We start from the raw sequence: 17,633 nt of genomic DNA, 5'->3' as shown, positions 1-17,633 counted from the left end.
GATCAGGCCCCTTTCGGTTTGACCAGCATCCGGCCGCGCATCTCCATGTGGAGCGCGTGGCAGAACCACTGGCAATAGTACCAGTAGACGCCCGGCTTGGCCGCAGTGAAGGTGACCGAGGCGGTCGCCTGCGGCCCGATCTCCATCGCGACCCCGTGGTTATTCAGGGTAAAGCCGTGGGTCAGGTCGTCGATGTCATCGAGGTTGGTTACAATCACCGTCACCTCGTCACCTTCCGTCACCTCGAACTTTTCAAGCGAGAAAGTCGGCGCCTGACTGGACATGTAGACACGGACCTTGTCACCGTCGCGAATGATCGTTTCGGCCCAGTCGTCGATGTCCACACCGTCGGCCTCGGCCTGTTTGCGGGTTTCGGCCCACATCGGATCGTTACGGTCCCAGACATTGACCGGGTTCACGATGTCACGACGCACGAGGATGACGTCGTGCGGTTCGGCGAAGGTCGGGCCATCATGCACCACGGCCATGTCATCAGTCGAGATGTCGATGATCTGCTCGTTCTCGGGTTTGAGAGGGCCGACATTCAGGAAGCGGTCCTTCGAGAACTTGTTGAGCGAGATCAGCCACTGGCCATCGGCCTCCTTGGTTTCGCCCATGGTGGTGTGGTTGTGGCCCGGTTGGTAATGGACATCGACCTTGGACACGATCGGATCGACCTCTTCCCCGGCATAGGCCTGCACCGCCTTGGCGATGTCCCATTTGACCATCTGGCTGTCGAGGAACAGCGTGGTATAGGCAAAGCCCTTGCCGTCGAACGCGGTGTGAAGCGGCCCGAGGCCCAGTTCCGGTTCGGCCACGATGCAAGACCGGGGGTCGGCATCCTCTTCGAACAGCGCATCCAGTTTGCGCACGTCGATCACCGAGCAGGTCGGAGACAGTTTGCCGTTGATCACCACGTGCACACCATCCGGCGCGGTATTTACGCCGTGGGGGCTGTTGGGGATCGGGACGTAGCGGGTGTATTTCTTGTTCTGTCCCTTGCGCCCGTCGACCACCGGCACACCGTTGAGAACCTGAACATCACCCTCGGCAACGCCTTTCTCGATTTCCTTGAGATTGAAGATCACCACGTGGTCCATCTCGCTCTCGGTCATCTCGGCAAGGTTCATGCCCATTTCCGAGTTGTAAGAGGTCGAGAAGGCGTATTTGCCCTGATAATCGCAGTCGGTGTTATCAAGGTTACCCGACACCATCACCTGCCACGGGATTTCCATGGTGTCCCCGTCAAGCGCGGTGAAGAAGTTCACGTACTTGTCGGGCTCGTCCAGAACCGACCCGTCGTTAATCATCGGCACCTCGTCCTCGCCATTGGCAAAGACATAGCCGGTACGCGGGAACTTCTGCGGGCGCAGGCCGTGGATCGCCTTGGCATTGGGGATTTCGACGATCTTGTCGGTTTTCATCACATCGCAGCGAACCCGGGCGACGCGCGTGTTGGCCTTGTCGTTCATGAACAGGTAGCGCCCGTCATAGGTGCCGTCGGTGAAGGACATGTGCGGGTGGTGCAAATCACCGTTGTCGTGCACGCGCTTGCCCTGTGCGGCCAGGAATTCCCTGGTTTCATCTGACATGCCGTCTTCGATGATCTTGAGGCTTTCGTTGGTCTGGCCCCAGCCGGTGGCCGAGCAGCGGTTGAACACCGGAACGCGCATCAATTCGCGCATGGACGGGAAGCCAAGAATGCGCAACTCGCCGGTCTGGCCCGAGGACCAGAAACCATAGTAATCGTCCAGCTCACCGGGGGCGATGCTGAGCGCGCCTTCGGCGCGGGCTGCACTGGTGCTGGCTGCTGTGGCGACGCCTGCCGCGCTGCCAAGCAGGGCCATACGTGCACCGCTGGCGCCGCTCAGCAAGGCCGCGCCTCCGGCGGTGGCCCCCAGCATACCACGGCGGGTAATGCCTGGTTTCGTGTTCTTGTCAGACATTGGTCTTCTCCTTCAGGTTGGGATGATTGTGAATGGACCGGCCTGCATCGGCCGCGCCGCGCGACGCCGCATCGCGCCGTTTGACACGCTTGATGACGACCGGACATTTCGTTTTCGACTGGTACAGCACCTGGCAGTGCATACAGTTCAGGCATTCGTTGGGGTTGATCTCGCCCGTGGGGTGGATCGCCTGAACGAAACATTCGTTTGCGCAGGTCTGGCAGGGGTTGCCGCATTCCTTGTAACGCTTCAGCCAGTCGAACATGCGCAGCCGCGCCGGGATGGCCAGTGCCCCGCCCAGCGGGCACAGGTAGCGGCAATAAAAGCGTTCCACGAACAACCCCGCGATCAGCAACGCGGCGGCATAGGCCACGAAGGGCCATGCGCGCATGAATTTCAGAACGATGGCTGTTTTGAACGGCTCGACCTCGGCCAGATGCTCGGCCTGCTCGATCGAGGCAAGGGATACCCCGAACAGGCCAAGAAAGATCATGTATTTCAGCGGCCACAGCCGTTCATGCAATCCCCATGGCAGCGTCCATTGCGGAATGCCGAGTTTGCGCCCGATCTGGTTGCTGAGTTCCTGCAACGCACCGAAGGGGCAGAGCCACCCGCAATAGGCCCCACGCCCCCAGAAGATCAGCGCGGCAGCCACGGCGAACCACAGGATGAAGGTCAGCGGATCAAGCAGGAAGGCCTGCCAGCTGAAGTCAGTCGTCAGCGCCCCGAACAGCGCCATCAGGTTGACCACAGACAATTGCGCATTGGCGTACCAACCAAGGATAACCAACGTCACCGTCAGGAAGGACATGCGGAACCAATAGGTCACGCGCTCAGACCGGGTCAGGAACCCCTGGAAGAAGAACGCCACTGTCAGGATGAACAGCATGACCGCCAGACCGGCGATTTCGACGGTCTTGTCCTGCCAGATCCGTTTCCAAAGTGCGGCCTGCGCCGACTGTTCTTCCTGATCGGCCATGGCCTGTGCCTCGGCGGCCTCGGGTGCCGGGGCGTCGGAGGGTACGGCGCGCATATAGCTATCAGGCAGGCTGTATCCCAGTTCGAAGGTGGTAAAGACCCGTTCGATGGCCGCAACATCGCGCTGCACCAGCAATTGCAGACGGAAGGGTTTCGTCGGGTCAAAGCCACTGTCAGCAGGAATTTTGAACAGGTCGGTTTCCGTGAATTCCGGCGCGCCCTCGGCGGCGGCATCACCCAACCTGCGGTGCATCCGGTCACGGAAACGAACCGACAGATCGCCCTGGATCAAAACGATCCGGTCGAAGATGCCACCCCGGACGTAACCCGACCCCTTGAAGGAATAAAGCCCACGCCCCGCGATCATGATGGCATGATCGCCATCGTCCAGCCAGTTCCGCAAATTGGTGTTCTCGGCATCGCCGAGCAGGGATTCGCCCACTGCGGGCACTGACACCAGCCCCATGTACATCTCGATGAAGGTGGTTTCGGGCGGATCCTTGATCGGGCGTTTGGCCGCGCGTGGATCGTCAACTTTCTCGAACGCGGCATTGACCTGCCCCACATCAAGAGACAGCCGCCGCAGGGTTCCGTTGCCTTCCAGCGTCATCCAGTCCGCCGCAGCCGTGGCCCCAGGGTCGATCTCGAACGTCGGCCCGCTTGGCGCGTCCGGCGCACTCAACCCACCCAACCCAAGCTGTCGGGCGACCTTCAACCCGGACCGCACGATTGAATCGTCGATCACCATGACCGTCACGGTGGCCCCGGCGATGATCTCAAGGTCATGGGCCGTTCCGCCTGATGTGGCCTCGGCCACGAGATCAAGACCGGCATAATCGGCGGCCAGTGCCTTGATCTTGGAATCGGGTATACCGATCAGAACGATGGGTTCGGAATGTTTGACGAGGCTGACACCCATTACAATTGCATCGTCATCGACAGCGACCATGGTGTGAATAGGCTTGCCCGAATACCCGGTCGTTCCCACGAAGTCCGACGCGATGAAAGCCCATGCGATACGTTCGCCATCTTGCATCAGGGGGGCAACGGGAAGGTCCTTCCGAATCGGGCCAAATGCGTCGGCCCCCTCAACCAGTTGGCCGGGGGAGACATCATCGATGAACTTGGAAAGAACGGAGGTCTCGGTCTGGGCCTGCGCAACCGGAGCCACAAGTAAAGACGCGCAAGTTGCGATTATCAAGCAGCTGGCAAGTGCTGCGATGCGTCGCGTGGAGGCTTGGACCATATGCATCGCTGTGGCTAAGGCCCATGAAATCAACGACGCGAGAAAGGATTGAAAGATAAGAAACATGGATCAGGCTTCATTCGGAGGACCGCGGGCATAGCGCCACAGGGCCGTTGGCCCGCTGTATTGAACGGCGGGAATGCGAGGGGTGAGTTGGAAGGCGAGGCGTTCAGGGCGTTCCCAAGAGGTCGAAAGGCTCTGCATCGCTACGCAATTGAAGATACAAGCCGGGCAGAACTCACATTTAGCGGGATCGGATGGCGCCACCGGATTGCCGGAGCTGTCGAACGCCACGGTGGCAGGACCTTCGCCAGCACAGATCACCATCGTGGTGACGCCGCGTTGATCGGCGGCCATTTTGCCCTCGGCCACAGCCGCGAGAACCCCGGCCAGAATCAGGGCAAATGCAAGGAATGCAGCATGGAAGATATGTTGCAGCAGGTGGCGCATGACCCCTCCCTACTTTTCCCCTCCCTGACCAAACATGACTTTAGTCAAGCATGCATGTCTAGGCCGAAGCATTGATTGCGATTAATTCCCAGTCCTTCGCGAAGGGTCGTTTGCAAATGAAATTTCCAAGAAAGCGCGGGGGCCGCCCACCTTTACAGGCAGGGATCATATGCAGGCGCCGTGACACGGATGTGAATAATCCAGAGTTATCTTATGGCCCCATGACCCTCAGCCACCCACCGAAGAAATCGGGCTTGAGGATTTGTTCGATTGCCCCGGGTATTCTCGTGGGGATAGCTGGAGCCCTGAATGCATGGGCGCGTCCCGGCACGCCGCAGGCCACAAAAAACAAAGGGCCCTGCGGGGCCCTTGATTTATTGGTCGGAGTGAGAGGATTCGAACCTCCGACCCCTGCCTCCCGAAGACAGTGCTCTACCAGGCTGAGCTACACTCCGACCGTGAGAAAGGCGATTAAACCCGCGTCTTGGGAAATGCAAGGGCGGATTCGGCTACCGGCCCTGGGAAATGCGGGCAGCGAGGCCGCCCGCAGCACCTTTAGTGACTTGCGTCGAGGGCAGCGATGATCGCGTCGCCCATCTCGCTGGTCGAGACGGGTTGAACGCCCTCCTCGCCAAGAAGGTCGGCGGTGCGCTTCCCATCGGCCAGCACTTGCTCGACGGCCTTTTCAAGGCGTGTCGCCTCATCGCCCTTGTCGAAGCTGTAGCGTAGAGCCATAGCAAAGCTGAGCGTACAGGCGATCGGGTTGGCCTTGCCCTGCCCGGCAATATCGGGGGCCGAGCCGTGCACCGGCTCGTACAGGGCCTTGGGGCGCCCATTCGCCATAGGAGCACCAAGGGAGGCCGAAGGCAGCATACCGAGCGACCCCGTCAACATCGCGGCAGCATCCGAGAGCAAGTCGCCAAACAGGTTGTCGGTCAGGATGACGTCGAACTGCTTGGGCCAGCGGCAAAGTTGCATCACACCCGCATCAGCGTACATATGCGACAGTTCCACCTCGGGATAATCCTTGGCCACCTCGGTGACCACCTCACGCCAGAGGATGCCCGATTCCATCACGTTGGCCTTTTCCATCGAGCAGACCTTCTTGTTCCGGCGCATGGCCAGCTCAAAGGCGCTGCGGGCGACCCGAGCAATCTCGGACTCGGTGTAACGCTGGGTGTTGATACCCACACGTTCGTTACCCTCTTCGAAGATGCCGCGCGGCTCACCGAAGTAGACGCCCGAAGTAAGTTCACGAACGATCATGATATCGAGGCCAGCAACCACGTCACGCTTGAGGCTTGAGAAATCGGCCAGGGCGTCAAAGCATTGCGCCGGACGCAGGTTCGCGAAGAGGTCCATTTCCTTACGCAAACGAAGCAGGCCGCGTTCGGGCTTCACGCTGAAGTCGAGGTTGTCATACTTCGGGCCTCCGACAGCCCCCAGCAGAACCGCATCGACCTCTTGCGCCTTGGCCATGGTATCGTCGTGCAGGGGTGTGCCGTGCGCATCATAGGCAGCACCGCCAACCAGATCCTCGCTGACGTCGAAGGGCATATCGCGCTTGGCGCCGAACCAATCGATGACTTTGGTGACTTCACCCATGCCTTCAGGGCCGATACCATCACCGGGGAGGATGAGAAGTGAGGGGGTGCTCATGGCGGGTGTCCTTCGGTTAATTCGGGTTGCACACCGCCTAGCCTGAGTACCGGGGATGGTCAAGAAAGGCCGCTCATTCCGGCAAGGCGATATCCACCCAAACCATACGGTGAGGACCTGCGGCAGAAGCCTCGGCGGCGACATCCGTATCTGGGGTCGGCCAGTGAACACCAGCGTTTACAACTCTGAGATCAGACGAGGGCAGAAGGTACTGCACCCGAAGGTGCCCGGGGCCGTCGTCGGGCCAGGCCACGGTATCCAGACGGGGATCACCGGATTGTTCGGGACCTTGCAGGACGGGGCCTGGTCGTTTGGGTTCAGGGTCTTGCAACCGTGGGTCAGCCAACAAACGATTGACCGCACTTTTGCGGCCTTCGCCATCAACAGGATCAATATTTGCGTCCCCCAAAAGAACAAAATGATCGTCCGGAACCGGCCCGAACTCACCATCAAGGAACTTCTGCCAGAACAGGATTTCATCATGGTTACGGTGGCCATTACGATCTTCGGGGCCATCAAAAACAGGGGGCGTTGCGTGAAAGGTCATCAGTGTCAGCACAGGAGCATGCGGCAATTTCACGGGCAGAACCCAATGCCCGACCGAGGACAGACGCTGTACCTTTTGCGCCTCGAACGAGGGAAAGGGAGCATCCATGCTCATAGGAAGGCTGGCAGACGGAAGATCCTGCCACTTGACGTGGCTGAAATCCCGCATCTTTTGCCGATCAAAAGGCCAGCGGGAAAGTACAGCCATTCCCGCCTGCCCTGCAAAGCGTCCAAACCCCTGCTTGTCGCGTGATTGCCCCAAGCGCCCATCGCCATCCATATCGAGACCAGTGGGCATACCTGTATTTGGGCGCTTGGTGAAAACATGCGGGTAATGCGGCCCGCCATCCTTGTCGATCTTGTTGCGCAATGCCCGCAAGGCCACCCGTCCATGGTCATAATCAATGCCTTGCAAAACAAGAATATCCGGCGAGACACGGCGTACAACCATGGCAAAGGCTGTGATCTGCGGGTCATCACGCAGAATGTCACGCAGCAATAGACCCGGACCTTCACGCTCAAGCGCCGCATTCATAGTTGCGATGCGCAGAGTGTCAGCGCTTAGCGGCGCATTGCCAAGCACAATCGCGAAGAAACAGGCAATCAGGCGCGCTGCAAGTTTTCCAGCTCGGCCTGTGCGTAGGCGCGGCGGCGCTTGTCCTCGATCATCTGGGCGATCCGCCCCATGGCGATACCGCGCATCAGCATACTTGCAGGTAGGAAAGCCCATGCCGTCGTGGTCCATACAAGAGTTTGCGGGCTGGACATGAAGCCCGGATCAACAAAATCCGATGCTGCCTTGATTGCCGCCGGAATCAAGAATGGCAGCAAACATCCTAATACAATGTTAAGACCGGAATCACGTTTCAACCGCTGCAACACATCCCCTCCTCCGGTTGGATCGAACAACGGCAGATTGACCCAAACGTTGAATGCACCATTGCGGACCGGCCACCCAAAACCCCGGACAAGAACCAAGAAGACGACCATCATGATCAGCGACACGGTGTAAGATATACCGGCAGCGGTACGTACGGTCGAGATCGAACCGGAATCCACACCCTCGGGCATCATCAAAACGACAAGCCGCACAGGGGAGAATGGAAAATCAATAAGGTTACCCAAGGTTGCCCCCAACCGGCTGATCATAACTGTCCACCCCGTTGGGTCGGTTTCTCCTCGGCAGATCATCGACAGAAGGACAACAGTCACGAACAGGCCGATAAAACGCAGACGATTAAACGGCGGTGCAAAGCGGAATTCGATAAAGCTTGGGTAACGGCCATAATATTCAATGAAGGTCATACAGGACGCAAGGATCGCCAAAACCACCACGATCTGGGCCGTATCCGCCGCTGTCGACGGCAAGATCAGCGACGGCGTCGCCACCATCAAACCAACCAGAACTGCACGCATAAACGCGCTTGTCAGTTGCGAAAACACTGCCCGTTTCCCTTCAACTTGGTCCGTCGCGATACGTTGCCGCGCCGTTGTGCCAACTTGAGCCCGCGTTTTGTTGCGGTTTGCCTCATTCTTGCCCAATTTTTGCCTACTTTCGCCGTCTCGCTCAAGTGATTGATTCACAAGACTTTGTTTTTTTGGCGATTTCATGGATCAAGTGGTGCGGGAATGCATCAATTCAGGCACGAGAATCTGACAGCCTTGTGCGCGGACACAAAATATAGCGGTTCTCCAGCCTGCCGCCACTACAGGCTATACCCCATTCGCTAAGAAATCGTTTACATATTGGGAAAAATAAGGGCCGCTGCCGGCAAAATACCGGCGGCGGCCACAAAAATTCGCGAAATATCGCTTAGACCCAAGGCCGAGACGAGGTCGCGCTTTCTTCGAATGTGTCAATGCTCGAAGATTTTTCGAGGGTGAGCGCGATGTCATCAAGCCCTTCCAACAAGCAGTGCTTCTTGAACGGGTCGATCTCGAAGGAAACAACCTCACCGTCAGAAGTGGTGACGGTCTGCGCCTCAAGATCCACGGTCATCCTCGCATTCGACCCTTTTTCGGCGTCTTTCATCAAAAGATCGACCTGCTCTTGCGGTAAAGCAATGGGAAGAATGCCATTCTTGAAGCAGTTGTTATAGAAGATGTCGGCAAAGCTCGGCGCGATGACGCAGCGAATGCCAAAATCCTTGATCGCCCACGGGGCGTGTTCCCGGCTGGACCCGCAACCAAAGTTGTCACCGGCCACAAGGACCTCTGCATCGCGATACTGCGGCCGGTTCAGCACGAAATCGGGAATCTCGTTACCGTCATCATCGAACCGCATCTCATCAAAAAGGTTCTTTCCCAGCCCCGACCGCTTGATCGTTTTCAGGAACTGCTTGGGAATAATCATGTCGGTATCGACATTGATCAGCGGCATGGGCGCAGCAACGCCCGTGAGTTTTTCGAACTTGTCCATTACATCATCTCCCGAACGTCGGTCAGCTTTCCGGTCACGGCGGCGGCGGCGGCCATCTGTGGTGACATCAAATGCGTCCGCCCCCCACGGCCCTGACGGCCCTCGAAATTCCGGTTCGAGGTCGCCGCGCAGCGCTCACCGGGGCTGAGTTGGTCGGGGTTCATGGCAAGGCACATGGAACAACCCGCAAGCCGCCACTCAAAACCAGCCTCCTTGAAGATGTCGGCAAGACCCTCTTCCTCGGCTTGCGCCCGCACAAGGCCCGAACCGGGAACCACCATGGCGCGAAGGCCGTCCTTGATCTTCTTGCCCTTCAGGATTTCAGCAGCGGCGCGCAGGTCTTCGATCCGGCCATTTGTGCAGGAGCCGATAAAGACCGTGTCGATCTCGATGTCGCTCAACTTCTGACCGGCTTGCAAGCCCATGTATTCCAGCGCACGCTTGGCCGCATCCACCTTGCCCCCCTCGAAATCGCCGGGGTTGGGCACGGTGTCGGTGATCGGCAGAACATCCTCGGGCGAAGTGCCCCAAGTGACGACCGGCGCGATGTCTTCGCCCTTGATGGTGATCACCTTGTCCCAATGCGCGTCGTCATCGGAATAAAGTGTCTGCCACCATGCCATCGCGGCCTCCCACTGCGCGCCTTTCGGGGCGTGGGGGCGGCCCTTGATATACTCGAAGGTCGTCTCGTCCGGCGCGATCAGGCCGGCGCGCGCGCCCCCCTCGATGGCCATGTTGCAGACAGTCATCCGCCCTTCCATGGAAAGCGAGCGGATCGCCTCGCCGCAATACTCGATCACGTAACCGGTGCCACCGGCCGTGCCGGTTTCACCAATCACAGACAGGGTGATGTCCTTGGCAGTCACACCGGGGCGCAACTGGCCAGTGATCTCCACCTTCATGTTTTTCGACTTGGACTGGATCAGCGTCTGGGTGGCCAGCACATGCTCGACCTCCGAAGTGCCGATCCCGTGGGCCAGCGCGCCGAAGGCACCATGCGTGGCCGTGTGGCTGTCACCACAGACCACGGTCATACCCGGCAGGGTCCAGCCCTGCTCGGGCCCGACGATATGCACGATGCCCTGACGGACATCGTTGACCGGGTAATAGTTGATCCCGAAATCCTTGGCGTTTTTATCAAGCGCCTCGACCTGGATGCGGCTTTCTTCGTTCTTGATCCCGCTCACACGGTCCGGAGTGGTCGGAACATTGTGATCCGGCACCGCAATGGTGTTTTCCGGTTTGCGCACCTTCCGGCCCGCCATGCGCAGCCCCTCGAAGGCTTGCGGGCTGGTCACTTCATGAACAAGGTGACGATCGATATAGAGAAGGGAAGTGCCATCCTCGGCTTCGTGCACAAGGTGCGCATCCCAGATTTTATCATAGAGTGTCTTGGGGGACATTGGTCCTCTCCCGTTTTGGCGGTCAATAATAGGCTGAACAGGGGGCTGGCGCCTCATAGGCGCGACAGCACCGTCATGGTCGCGCCAAAGAACCGCCAGGGCAGGCGCGCGCGATCATCCATGTCGAAAATCCGTATCATGCCATGTCAGATACAGTCGAACCCCGAGTCTATCAAGGGGATTACAATAGAGATCCGGGTCACGGCTTTTTCTTGGGTCAAGTACCTTGGGGGTGAATTGGCCGCAGGCCAAGAGGGGGCAAAGCCCCCTGACCATCGCCAAACTGCGCGCCGAAGGCGCTCCTTATAGACAGGCCCGCTCAGTCGGGGGCCAGCATGTAACCCTCACCGCGCACCGTTTGCAGGTAACGCGGTTGCTTGGGATCGGCTTCGATCTTGCGCCGCAAGCGTGTGATTTGCACATCAACCGCGCGCTCCTGCGCCTGCCCCTTGTCGCGGCCCAGTTCCTCGACCAGTTTCGCACGACTAACCGGCTCACGCAGGTTTTCCGAGAAGATACGCATCAATTGAACTTCCGTCGCGGTCAGGCGCACAGGGGCATCTCCGCGCATCAGTTCCGCGCGCTCGATATCGAAACGCACCCCTCCCATGTGCAGCACCTTTGGCGCGGCGGCTTCGGCTTCAGGCTCGGGCATACGACGCAGGATCGCATTGATGCGCAGCAAAAGCTCCTTCGGCTCGAAGGGTTTGGCAAGATAGTCATCCGCACCCGCCTCTAGCCCACTGATACGGTCTTCGGTTTCCCCCTTGGCCGTCAGCAACAAGATCGGCGTCGTCAGCGTTTCGCGCAAGGACCTGGTCAGCGCCACACCATCTTCGCCGGGCATCATCACGTCCATGACGATCATGTCGAATTCCAATCCCGACAGGACGCGCCGCGCATGTTCCGCGTCGCGGGCCACCGATACAAGAAACCCATGCCGCGCAAGGAATTTTCGCAAGAGACCACGAATGCGCTCGTCATCGTCCACGATCAGAAGGTGAGGCTCTGGCGCTATCATGTGTCCTTCTCCCGGATGGCATGGTATTTTCGGCGCATCTCAGGGTCCATCATGGCCTCAAGAACCTGCCGAAACCCTGTGACGGCTTCGGGTCCGGCCTCGCGATAGGCCGCGCGCATCCGGTTGCGCTGTGCATCCGAGAGCTTGCGTTCAAGTGCCTTGCCATCTTCGGTCAGGTGAAGATTGCGCTCGCGCTTGTCTGACGTCCCGATGCGACTTTCCACAAGGCCATCTTCGATCAGGGTGCGCAGCACGCGGTTCAGCGATTGCTTGGTCACGCCTAGGATGCCCAAAAGATTGTTCACCGTCGTCCCCGGACAGCGCGAAATAAAGTGCAAGGCCCGGTGATGCGCCCGCCCATAGGCCATCGTGGCAAGGATACGATCGGGATCGGCAGTGAACCCCCGGTAGGCAAAAAACATGGCTTCGATACCCTGTCGAAGCTGCTCGTCAGTCAAAAACAGGAGGGTCTCACCACCTTGGCGTTCCGGCATGCCGCATCCTCCGAACCGAGTTCAAATCTACTTGTCACATTATGTCAGCTTTATTGACATTCCAAGAGTGAACTGGTAGCGAATCGCAGTTTTAGCGCAATTTTATGTCCGCACCGGACATTTTCTGCGCAACATTTGCAAAGCTTACCCTTGGAGCGGGAGAGAAATCATGACTGGCTACGATGATCGTGACGGCAAGATCTGGATGGATGGGCAATTGGTCGATTGGCGTGATGCCAATGTTCATATCCTGACCCACGCACTGCACTATGCCAGCTCGGTGTTCGAGGGTGAGCGGTGCTATGACGGCAAGATTTTCCTTTCGCGCAAACACTCCGAGCGCCTGCTGAAATCGGGTGAGCTGATGGATATGGAAATCCCCTACAGCGTTGACCAGATCGAGACCGCCAAACAGGCCGTGCTGGACGCCAACGGGCTGGACAACGCCTATGTGCGTGTTGTCGCCTTCCGTGGCGCGGGTGAAGACATGGGCGTTGCCAGTGCGCGCAACCCGGTCCGTATGGCCGTGGCGGCGTGGGAATGGGGCAACTATTACGGCGACGCCAAGATGAAAGGCGCCAAGCTGGACATTGCCAAGTGGAAACGCCCCAGCCCCGACACCATCCCCACCGCCGCCAAGGCCGCCGGTCTTTACATGATCTGCACCATGTCCAAACACGCCGCCGAGGCCAAGGGGTGCTCGGACGCGCTGTTCATGGATTACCGTGGCTACGTGGCCGAGGCGACCGGCGCCAACGTGTTCTTTGTCAAGGATGGCGAGGTTCACACGCCTGACCCTGACGCCATCCTGAACGGCCTGACCCGCCAGACCGTGATCAAGATGCTGGAAGAACGCGGGATCAAGGTAAACGTGCGCCACATCATGCCCGAAGAACTGGAAGGGTTCGAACAGTGCTGGCTGACTGGTTCGGCCGCCGAAGTGACACCCGTCGGGCAAATTGGCGACTATACGTTCGAGGTTGGCCAACTCACCCGTGAAATCGCCGAAGGCTACGAGAAACAGGTTCGCAGTTAAGTGGCGGGCCGCCCCACCCTGCCGGCGTTCATCCAGGGCTATGGCCCGGTGACGCCTTGGGATGGGGTGGGCCCTGCCCTCGGTGCACCACGCAAGCCAAGATCGGGTCGCACTCCCCGACGATCTGCAACGCTTCAAGACGCAATAGCAGCCTCCGGCCTGCAAGACGGGGGGACAGTCTCGTTTCATCACCATCTGAGGAATGGTGATACGCTGATGGTCGAGACCCTGAATACCTGCGCGCGCATGGGCCTGCGTGGCCTGCACATTGCACCGTCGTCGATCTTTCCCTGCCATGCCGGTCTTGTCCCGCTGATTGAAGACGAGATCATAACGCGAATAACCACCAGCTACATGAACGGGCCCGTCGCAGATGCTGTTGGCGCGGGCAGGCTTGCGACTCCGGCGGTATTGCAAACCCATGGCGGCCGTGCCGCCGCGATCGAGGATGGCCGCCTTGCCATCGACCTTGCGATGATTGCCGCCCCGGCGGTGGATGCAGCAGGGAATATCACCGGGGCCATCGGCAGGTCCGCTTGCGGGCCCTTGGGGTATGCCATGGTGGATGCCGGACACGCCCGACACGTCATCGCCGCAACAGATATGCCGGATCAGGACTTGCCGCGGGTGTGCATCCCGTCAAACCGCATCGACCAGATCGTCAAACTCGACAGTCTTGGTGAGGCTGGCAAGATCGCATCGGGCACGACAGCCCGGCAACCCGGCCCCGAGGGCGATAAGATCGCGGCCATGACAGCAGCGCTTATCGACTTAACGGAATTGCGCAGGCCCGGGTTTTCCTTTCAGACAGGCGCAGGCGCAACCTCGATTGCCGTGGCACGAAAGCTCGCGCCACTCATGGCCGCGCGTGGGGTTTGTGGCGATTTCGCCTGCGGCGGCATTACGGGCCCCTTGATCGAGATGCACAAAGCCGGTCTGTTCCACGAGTTACGCGACGTGCAGGCTTTCGATCAGATTGCGGTACAATCCTACGCGCGCGATCCCTTGCACCACGGCATTTCCGCCTCGGACTACGCCAGTCCTGCGCGCTCCGATGCCGTCGCACATCAACTGGGTGTCGTGGTGCTTGGCGCGGCCGAGGTCGATCGCGGCCTCAACGTGAATGTAACCACCACCAGTGACGGACGAATCATCGGTGGCTCGGGCGGTCACAGCGACGTCGCCGAAGGGGCGCGGATGACCATTGTCACAACCTCGTTGCTAAGCAAGAGCGGCCCAAAGATCATGCAGGACGTCCTGCATCGCACAACGCCCGGAGCCTCCATTGATGCCGTGGTCACCGAGGCCGGCGTGACCCTAATCAGCGATGGATGGCAACACGCTCAGAAACCCTTGGAGAATGCGGGCGTTCCGACCATTTCGAGGCAAAAGCTGTTTGGCGATCATGGCGATATGGCAAGGTCAGACTGGCCGGATGGACGGATCGTGGCGGTCAGCGAATATCGCGACGGGCGGATCATTGACGTAATCCGCGCCAAATAAAAAGGCCGGGCACCTGGCCCGGCCTTCCTGTAACTCTTGATCACCGTCAGCCCGGGCTCATCCCGCGCAGGCGCTCGGAGCGGCGACGAAGCAATTCGACCGTTGTTAGCAAGCAGATCGAGATCGCCACAAGGATCGTCGCCACGGCAAGGATCGTCGGGGAAATCTGCTCACGCAGGCCCGTAAACATCTGCCATGGCAGGGTTTTCTGCCCCGCCGACCCGACAAAGAGCACCACGACCACCTCGTCGAACGAGGTGATGAAGGCGAACAGGCCCCCCGAAATCACCCCCGGCAGAATCAGCGGCATCTGCACCCGGAAGAAGGTGGTGACCGGATCGGCGCCCATATTCGCCGCCGCGCGCGTCAGCGACCGGTCAAAACCCACAAGCGTTGCAGTAACCGTGATAATCACGAAGGGGATACCAAGCGCCGCGTGCGCCAGAACAACCCCCCAGAACGTCCCCTGAAGCCCAAGCCGGGAATAGAAGAAGTACATCCCCGCCGCCGAAATGATCAGCGGCACAATCATCGGCGAAATCAGGATCGCCATGATCGGGCGCCGGAACGGCACGTGCTCGGAACTCAGCCCAATGGCGGCAAGAGTCCCGAAGCTAACCGACAAAAGCGTGGCAATCGGGGCAATGGAGATCGAGTTCCACATCGCCTGTTGCCAGTCGTCGTTCGTGAAGAAGTCACGATAGTGCTTGAGCGAATACCCCTCGGGATCAAGCCGCAGCATTTCCGGCGTGAATGTAAAGAAGTTCTCGGCGTTGAAGGACAGCGGCATGACAACAACGATGGGCGTGATCAGGAAGAAGAAGATCAACCCGCAAATGACCCGGAACAGGAAGTGATAGAACACCTGCGCCGATGTGCTGTATGGTGGCAGTTTCGCCCGGTAACGGCCTTCGCCCAGCCAGAAGATGAACCATCCGAAGAACCAGCCAAAGGCAAGCCCGATCACCCCGCCCATGGGGCCACCAAAGGCAAAGCCCGCCGCGCCGGTGGCAAGGGTCGTCAGCCAGCGAGCCGCTTTTTCCTGCCGGAATACGGTGAGGAATACGAAGGCCAATATTGCTGTGATGGCGGCGCCACCGAGAATGCCCATCAGGCTGTTCCCCTGCGCCGTGCCAACAAACAGTCCACAGAAGGCGCCGGCCGCGGCCACCACGGGGGCGACGAAGGATACCGGTTTGGGTTCAATCACGTTGATGGTCATATCCGTTACCCCAGCTTCACGTTGTCGATGCCGACAATCTTGTCATAGGCCCAGTAGAGGATCAGAACCGCCGCCAGCAGGATCGAACCCAAGGCCGCCGCCAAGCCCCAGTTGAGCGAGCTTGAGATGTGATAGGCAATCCGGTTCGAGATGAATGTCCCCGTCGTACCACCCACGATTTCCGGCGTGATGTAGTAGCCGATGGCGAGGATGAACACGAGGATCGATCCCGCGCCGATACCCGGCACCGACTGCGGGAAATAGACCCGCCAGAAGGATGTCCAGTTTGTTGCGCCAAGGCTACGGGCCGCACGTACATAGGACGGTGGAATCGTCGACATCACCGAGTACATCGGCAGGATCATGAAAGGCAGAAGGATGTGCGTCATCGCCACGATCGTACCGAACTGGTTGTTGATCATGACCAACCGCCCATCATCCGCGACCATCCCCAGCCAAACCAGGACATCGTTTATGACGCCTTGCTGTTGCAACATGACCTTCCACGCCGAGGTTCGTACCAGAAGCGATGTCCAGAAGGGCAACAATACGAGGATCATCAAAAGGTTCGCCGAGCGCATCGGCAGGTTCGACAGCAAATAGGCCACCGGATAAGCCAAAAGAATACAGCTTCCCGTGATGACCAGCGACATGAACAAGGTGCGCTTGAACAGCATGATATAAATCTGCTGGTTCTCGGGGCGCGCTTCGGGGCCATCAATGCCGTTTTGCATGTCGATGGCGTTCAGGAAATAACCCGCGGTAAACGGCGGGCTGTAAACCTGAATGGTCCGCCAATTGTCGGTCGCGCCCCAATCTTCGTCGATATCAAGAAACGCCTCTTTAAAGGTAATGTCAGGTTGGCCTTGCAGCATGCCCTTTGCCGCGCGCAGTTCTTCCGCACCAAACCCGTCATATCCCGACAAGTCCGCCCCTCGCTTGAGGTCTTGGACAAGCGCAATTTTCACGGCTTCCCAAGGCTCTTCTTCGGCCACGACATCTTCGTCGGCAATCACGGTGAACAAGGCAAAGGACGAGTACGCACGCGCGGTATTGGGCAACAGTTGCGAGATACCCTGCCCGGGAACAAATCCAATATCACCGCTAAAATTGTCGCCTGTCAGGCCAGCCAGTCTTTCACGTTCCTCGTCCAACAGGCCCGCGTTTTTCGCTGCACCCTCTTCGCCCGTCATGAGAGAATACCAGAAGGCTTCATCTTCCCAAGCTTCGTTCAGGTCCTCAAGGGCATCGATATGATCTTCGCCGATATCGTCCACCTTGCGGCCCGAAGACCGAAACAGCGATGAAATCCCGGTTTCTTCGTAGTTCAGGCGCGTGCCGAGGCGGGTATGCTCTTTGGCTTCGGAGGCAAGAAAAAGGTCATAATAGAGCGCTTCGTACACAGCCTCGGAGGGCGCATCACCCGAGGTGGCATCCCAGCTTTCGAGTTGCTGTACGGTGCCGGGCAGCGTGTTGGACACGATTTGGTTTTCGACCGAGCGGAACAGCATATCCGCAATCGGCGCGATAAAGGTGACAAGAACAAAGACCAGCAGCGGCGCGATCAATCCCAAGGCGCGCATTTTCTGCCGTCTGAGCGCGCGATTCAGGCTTCGCTTCAGCGGTGTGCCGTCAGCAGCCAGAACCGGGCCGGATTCCGTTGTATCGCTCATCTTGTCCCCGTTGGTGATTTCTTATTTTGGGATGAGA

At 59.0% G+C, this 17,633-nt stretch carries 14 protein-coding genes and 1 tRNA gene; 2 read left to right on the top strand and 13 right to left on the bottom strand.

The annotated features are described in order from the left end of the window. Positions 1 to 2 precede the first annotated feature (2 nt). The 11 genes from nosZ to FDP25_RS10020 all read right to left on the bottom strand — a co-directional run bounded on the left by nosZ (position 3) and on the right by FDP25_RS10020 (position 12,162). Positions 3 to 1,946 carry a TAT-dependent nitrous-oxide reductase gene (gene nosZ / locus FDP25_RS10075; RefSeq protein WP_154151304.1) on the bottom strand — a complete coding sequence of 648 codons (1,944 nt, stop codon included), beginning with the start codon at positions 1,944 to 1,946 and terminating at the stop codon, positions 3 to 5. Then, positions 1,939 to 4,176: a NosR/NirI family protein gene (locus tag FDP25_RS10070; protein ID WP_154153381.1), complete on the bottom strand. Its 2,238-nt coding sequence runs from the start codon at positions 4,174 to 4,176 to the stop codon at positions 1,939 to 1,941. The genes nosZ and FDP25_RS10070 overlap by 8 nt, the downstream gene beginning before the upstream one ends. A gap of 63 nt (positions 4,177 to 4,239) precedes the next feature. Continuing rightward, positions 4,240 to 4,620 (bottom strand): hypothetical protein, encoded by a 381-nt coding sequence (locus tag FDP25_RS10065; RefSeq protein ID WP_154151302.1) that lies wholly within the window; start codon positions 4,618 to 4,620, stop codon positions 4,240 to 4,242. A 378-nt stretch (positions 4,621 to 4,998) separates the two neighbouring features. Then, positions 4,999 to 5,075 (bottom strand) — tRNA-Pro (locus FDP25_RS10060). Positions 5,076 to 5,175: 100 nt separating this feature from the next. Continuing rightward, the gene (gene leuB, locus FDP25_RS10055) at positions 5,176 to 6,279 is read right to left on the bottom strand and encodes a 3-isopropylmalate dehydrogenase (protein ID WP_154151300.1); all 1,104 of its coding nucleotides are present in this window, start codon (positions 6,277 to 6,279) and stop codon (positions 5,176 to 5,178) included. Between the two features lie 73 nt (positions 6,280 to 6,352). Beyond that, a complete protein-coding gene (locus FDP25_RS10050) occupies positions 6,353 to 7,360 on the bottom strand; it encodes an endonuclease/exonuclease/phosphatase family protein (RefSeq protein ID WP_246175907.1) in 1,008 nt (335 codons plus the stop codon). A 68-nt stretch (positions 7,361 to 7,428) separates the two neighbouring features. Beyond that, positions 7,429 to 8,268 carry a hypothetical protein gene (locus FDP25_RS10045; protein ID WP_425500522.1) on the bottom strand — a complete coding sequence of 280 codons (840 nt, stop codon included), beginning with the start codon at positions 8,266 to 8,268 and terminating at the stop codon, positions 7,429 to 7,431. A gap of 370 nt (positions 8,269 to 8,638) precedes the next feature. After that, positions 8,639 to 9,244, bottom strand: a complete 606-nt coding sequence (gene leuD, locus FDP25_RS10040) for a 3-isopropylmalate dehydratase small subunit (protein ID WP_154151297.1) — start codon at positions 9,242 to 9,244, stop codon at positions 8,639 to 8,641. Then, positions 9,244 to 10,647, bottom strand: coding sequence for a 3-isopropylmalate dehydratase large subunit (gene leuC / locus FDP25_RS10035; RefSeq protein ID WP_154151295.1), 1,404 nt, complete (start codon positions 10,645 to 10,647; stop codon positions 9,244 to 9,246). Before leuC ends, leuD begins: the two co-directional genes overlap by 1 nt. A 319-nt stretch (positions 10,648 to 10,966) precedes the next feature. Beyond that, entirely contained in the window at positions 10,967 to 11,668 is a 702-nt protein-coding gene (locus FDP25_RS10025; protein ID WP_154151293.1) for a response regulator, read from the bottom strand. Beyond that, positions 11,665 to 12,162: a MarR family winged helix-turn-helix transcriptional regulator gene (locus FDP25_RS10020; protein WP_154151291.1), complete on the bottom strand. Its 498-nt coding sequence runs from the start codon at positions 12,160 to 12,162 to the stop codon at positions 11,665 to 11,667. The genes FDP25_RS10025 and FDP25_RS10020 overlap by 4 nt, the downstream gene beginning before the upstream one ends. A gap of 169 nt (positions 12,163 to 12,331) precedes the next feature. On the opposite strand from FDP25_RS10020, the gene FDP25_RS10015 reads away from it, so the two are divergent. Further along, a complete protein-coding gene (locus FDP25_RS10015) occupies positions 12,332 to 13,198 on the top strand; it encodes a branched-chain amino acid aminotransferase (RefSeq protein WP_154151288.1) in 867 nt (288 codons plus the stop codon). Next, positions 13,199 to 14,701, top strand: a complete 1,503-nt coding sequence (locus FDP25_RS10010) for a citrate lyase subunit alpha (RefSeq protein WP_154151286.1) — start codon at positions 13,199 to 13,201, stop codon at positions 14,699 to 14,701. Between the two features lie 46 nt (positions 14,702 to 14,747). Here FDP25_RS10010 and FDP25_RS10005 read toward each other — a convergent pair whose 3' ends face one another. Together FDP25_RS10005 and FDP25_RS10000 are read right to left on the bottom strand one after the other, a co-directional pair. Further along, positions 14,748 to 15,923 (bottom strand): ABC transporter permease, encoded by a 1,176-nt coding sequence (locus FDP25_RS10005; protein WP_154151284.1) that lies wholly within the window; start codon positions 15,921 to 15,923, stop codon positions 14,748 to 14,750. Between the two features lie 5 nt (positions 15,924 to 15,928). Next, entirely contained in the window at positions 15,929 to 17,596 is a 1,668-nt protein-coding gene (locus tag FDP25_RS10000; RefSeq protein ID WP_154151282.1) for an ABC transporter permease, read from the bottom strand. Between the last annotated feature and the right edge of the window lie 37 nt (positions 17,597 to 17,633).

It is taken from the genome of Roseovarius bejariae (assembly GCF_009669325.1).
Taxonomy (GTDB): Bacteria; Pseudomonadota; Alphaproteobacteria; order Rhodobacterales; family Rhodobacteraceae; genus Roseovarius; species Roseovarius bejariae.
Note: the sequence above shows the minus strand (reverse complement) of the source record. Positions and strands in the feature narration are given on the sequence as shown.

Coding starts and splice junctions, on each gene's coding strand:
- nosZ (WP_154151304.1), bottom strand. CDS start 1,946: ATGTCTGACAAGAACACGAAACCAGGCATTACCCGCCGTGGTATGCTG.
- FDP25_RS10070 (WP_154153381.1), bottom strand. CDS start 4,176: ATGCATATGGTCCAAGCCTCCACGCGACGCATCGCAGCACTTGCCAGC.
- FDP25_RS10065 (WP_154151302.1), bottom strand. CDS start 4,620: ATGCGCCACCTGCTGCAACATATCTTCCATGCTGCATTCCTTGCATTT.
- leuB (WP_154151300.1), bottom strand. CDS start 6,279: ATGAGCACCCCCTCACTTCTCATCCTCCCCGGTGATGGTATCGGCCCT.
- FDP25_RS10050 (WP_246175907.1), bottom strand. CDS start 7,360: ATGAATGCGGCGCTTGAGCGTGAAGGTCCGGGTCTATTGCTGCGTGAC.
- leuD (WP_154151297.1), bottom strand. CDS start 9,244: ATGGACAAGTTCGAAAAACTCACGGGCGTTGCTGCGCCCATGCCGCTG.
- leuC (WP_154151295.1), bottom strand. CDS start 10,647: ATGTCCCCCAAGACACTCTATGATAAAATCTGGGATGCGCACCTTGTG.
- FDP25_RS10025 (WP_154151293.1), bottom strand. CDS start 11,668: ATGATAGCGCCAGAGCCTCACCTTCTGATCGTGGACGATGACGAGCGC.
- FDP25_RS10020 (WP_154151291.1), bottom strand. CDS start 12,162: ATGCCGGAACGCCAAGGTGGTGAGACCCTCCTGTTTTTGACTGACGAG.
- FDP25_RS10015 (WP_154151288.1), top strand. CDS start 12,332: ATGACTGGCTACGATGATCGTGACGGCAAGATCTGGATGGATGGGCAA.
- FDP25_RS10005 (WP_154151284.1), bottom strand. CDS start 15,923: ATGACCATCAACGTGATTGAACCCAAACCGGTATCCTTCGTCGCCCCC.
- FDP25_RS10000 (WP_154151282.1), bottom strand. CDS start 17,596: ATGAGCGATACAACGGAATCCGGCCCGGTTCTGGCTGCTGACGGCACA.